Genomic DNA, 3,109 nt, shown 5'->3' with positions numbered 1-3,109 from the left:
TTTCTTCTTTGCTTTCTTCATTTTTAGGACTATCTTCCCCACATCCCTGTAATACAAGAGCGCACGTCAAACTCATAACTAAGATTTTTTTCATCAATAGTTCCTTATCATTTAAATTTAGCCATTAAAAGTTTCAATAATGACAAAATTATCATAATTTTGCAACTAAATGATTTTTATTTGAAATAAGATTCAATCAAAAGATTTATAGTCGCATTGCGGATACTGATCACATCCATACCAAAATTTGTTTGGCTTCTTTTTTGAAGGACGTTTGACTAAAAATCCATCTTTACATTTTGGACATTTTTGTCTCTCTTCGGGTTTCCCTTTGTTATCAGGCGCAGTATAAGCGCATCCTTTTCCACTATCATAATTCGAGCAAGCCCAAAAAGCTCCATTTTTCCCTTTCAGCCGTTTTAGATTGCCTGTTTTACATTTAGGGCAAGTATGTTGCGCTGTTTCAATGCTTAATCCTGAGATAGTCGATTGTTGAAAGCTTTTTAGCTGTTTTTCTAATTCATTGTCATAATGACTTACTACTTCAAGATAAGTTGCGCTTCCATGCGCAATGGCATCTAGCTGTTCTTCCATTTGAGCTGTGTATGCCAGTTCCATCATATCAAAGCGGTTAATAAGTGCTTTGACGATTTTTACCCCAAGCTCCGTTGGGGTAAAAACTTTTTTCTGTAAGATAACGTATTCACGTTTTTTTAATGTCTCAATGATAGAAGCATAAGTCGAAGGTCTGCCAATACTTTCTTTTTCTAGTGCTTTTACCAGTGATGTTTCCGAATATCTTTTAGGCGGTCTGGTCTCTAGTTCAATGACTTGTGTATCATTCGGATGATAAGTTTCGTTTTTAGATAGCATGGGTAGTGTTTCTGCTGTTTCACTATCTTCATTAGTGTAGTCATCTTGCATGAGCATTTGCCAACCAGCATAGATTCTTTCACTGCCTTTGGCTTCAAAGAGTGCATACGCTTGAATGGCATTGAGGGTTTTTGAGGAGGCATCAAAGCTAGCGTATGTTTCTGAATGAAGATCTATTTCTTTAAGCGTTTTTAGTGTCGCGGTTCTCACTTTATAACGCGCAGGCTTCATTTGAGAAGCAATTGCAGCACGCCAAATGACTTTATATAGTCGATTGGCTGCCTCATCGCCAAGATTAGTCGCTTCTCTTACCTTAAAATCAGTCGGTCTAATCGCTTCATGGGCTTCTTGTGCGCCGTCTTTGGCTTTCCATGTATTCGGTTTATCAGATAGATGTTCCTCTTGATTGACAGAAGTCATAAAGATTTTGATTGCAGCAATGGCATCATCAGATAAATTCGGATTATCTGTGCGCATATAAGTGATTAAACCGGCTTCAAACAGTTTCTGTGCAGCTTTCATGGTATCGCCAACGCTCATATTAAGTTTATTCGCTGCTGCTTGTTGTAAAGTTGAAGTGATAAGCGGTGCAGGTGCTTTACGCGATTGTTCTTTTTCTTCAAAGTCAATAAGGATTAAGCCTTCTTTTGCCGCTTGCTGGACTTTTTCGGCAATCCTTTTGTCAAGGATATAAGGATTGTCCTCACTAACTAAGTCTTTTGTTTTCCATTTGGCTTGCCATGCGATACCATCGGTTTCAAAATTTGCGGTAACACCAAAATGCTTTGTGATTTTAAAGTCATGAATAGATTGCTCTCTATCGACAATCAATCGTAAAGCCACTGATTGAACGCGCCCAGCAGATACGCCCCAACGATCTAGTTTTTCAGCTAATGCAGGGGATAATTTATATCCATACAAACGATCTAATACACGCCGACCTTCTTGCGCTTTGACAAGGTTAATATCAATATTTCTTGAATTTTGAATGGCTTTTTTAACCGCTGTTTCGGTGATTTCATTGAAAGTAACGCGGTAGGTTGGCTTCTTTGACTTTAATACTTCATTTAGATGCCAAGCAATCACTTCACCTTCTCGATCAGGGTCTGTAGCAAGCCATATTTCATCGGCTTCTTTGGCTAGTGCTTTTAATCTAGCGACCTGATTTTTCTTACTTTCACTCACTTCATAAACTGGCTGATAGTCCGGTGCAGTAACGCCAATTTCTTTGACCGGCATATCTCTAATATGCCCAAAACTTGCCTCTACCCGCCAATCTTTGCCTAGATAGTGCGCGATTTTCTTAGTCTTTGCAGGTGATTCAACGATAAGGAGCTTCATCTCAATCAATCCATTTTTAAATAAATAATTTTAAATAATCATGAACTTTTATGCTTGTCATATATAAATATTACTTGAATTATTTATTTTTATCTACCATAATCAATCATTATCAACTAATAAATAGTGTATCAATGATGAAGATGATGAAAATGAAGTCCGTTGCAGAAGTATTGGATTTAGATGAAAGCACCATCTATAACTTGATTAGAGAAGGATTATTCCCCCAAGGCTATGGTGATGGTAGATATCGTCGTTGGCTATCATCAGAAATAGAAGCTTATGCCATTTTCTTTTGGCAAGTAAAATCTGTTACACCAACAAATTTAGCAATTGATAGGCTTGAAGAAATTGAAGAAATGGCGACTAACGCTTCAAAGAATAGGATAGATAAAGCAGGTTCAAAAAGAAAATCATTAGAAGATATCCATTCCATACGTCATCGTATTGGAAATCAAAATATCAATAGGAGAACCTAATGAACGAAGTTTATTTATCAAATGAAAAAATACGTTTAGCTAACGCAATTCTATCCGCTTTAAGTATTGCAGAAGAATGTTCTGATAGAGAGATGAGAAAAGATGAAAAAGTTACTTTAATTGAATTTGTTAAGGATACGGTTACCGAAGCAATAATCCAAATAGAAGATGAACAAGCAAATAATAGAAAGGAAAAATTATGAAAGGAATCAATAAAGTCCAACTGCTTGGAAATATTGGCGAAATTTATGAAAGAAAAGTCATGGAATCTGGTGATTCTGTTATAGTCAAATCAGTTAAAAATAGAGGTAGTGGTTTGAAAAGTATGCTGGAATATTATCAAATAATCCAATGGTAGTTAAATATTTAAATATCAATATATTAAAAGAAATATTTTTTGTAAGAGTATGGTTAGC

Annotated in this window: 4 protein-coding genes; 3 read left to right on the top strand and 1 reads right to left on the bottom strand. The window is 36.0% G+C overall.

The window, feature by feature from the left end; translation table 11 throughout:
- Positions 1-192 precede the first annotated feature (192 nt).
- On the bottom strand, positions 193-2,214 hold the full coding sequence (topA, locus tag A5N85_RS08860) for a type I DNA topoisomerase (RefSeq protein ID WP_072576903.1): 2,022 nt from the start codon (positions 2,212-2,214) through the stop codon (positions 193-195).
- A 143-nt stretch (positions 2,215-2,357) separates the two neighbouring features.
- Here topA and A5N85_RS08855 point away from each other — a divergent pair, with 143 nt between their 5' ends.
- From A5N85_RS08855 to A5N85_RS15665, 3 genes are read left to right on the top strand one after another with little or no spacing between them, the layout of a single operon-like run.
- Positions 2,358-2,693 carry a helix-turn-helix transcriptional regulator gene (locus A5N85_RS08855; protein WP_072576902.1) on the top strand — a complete coding sequence of 112 codons (336 nt, stop codon included), beginning with the start codon at positions 2,358-2,360 and terminating at the stop codon, positions 2,691-2,693.
- Positions 2,693-2,896 (top strand): hypothetical protein, encoded by a 204-nt coding sequence (locus A5N85_RS08850; RefSeq protein WP_072576901.1) that lies wholly within the window; start codon positions 2,693-2,695, stop codon positions 2,894-2,896. The genes A5N85_RS08855 and A5N85_RS08850 overlap by 1 nt, the downstream gene beginning before the upstream one ends.
- The gene (locus tag A5N85_RS15665) at positions 2,893-3,051 is read left to right on the top strand and encodes a single stranded DNA-binding domain-containing protein (RefSeq protein ID WP_169818642.1); all 159 of its coding nucleotides are present in this window, start codon (positions 2,893-2,895) and stop codon (positions 3,049-3,051) included. The genes A5N85_RS08850 and A5N85_RS15665 overlap by 4 nt, the downstream gene beginning before the upstream one ends.
- The last annotated feature ends 58 nt before the right edge of the window (positions 3,052-3,109 follow it).

It is taken from the genome of Suttonella ornithocola, from assembly GCF_001889065.1.
Taxonomy (GTDB): domain Bacteria; phylum Pseudomonadota; class Gammaproteobacteria; order Cardiobacteriales; family Cardiobacteriaceae; genus Suttonella_A; species Suttonella_A ornithocola.
The sequence above is the reverse complement of the archived record's forward strand: the minus strand, read 5'-3'. Positions and strand labels throughout refer to the sequence as shown.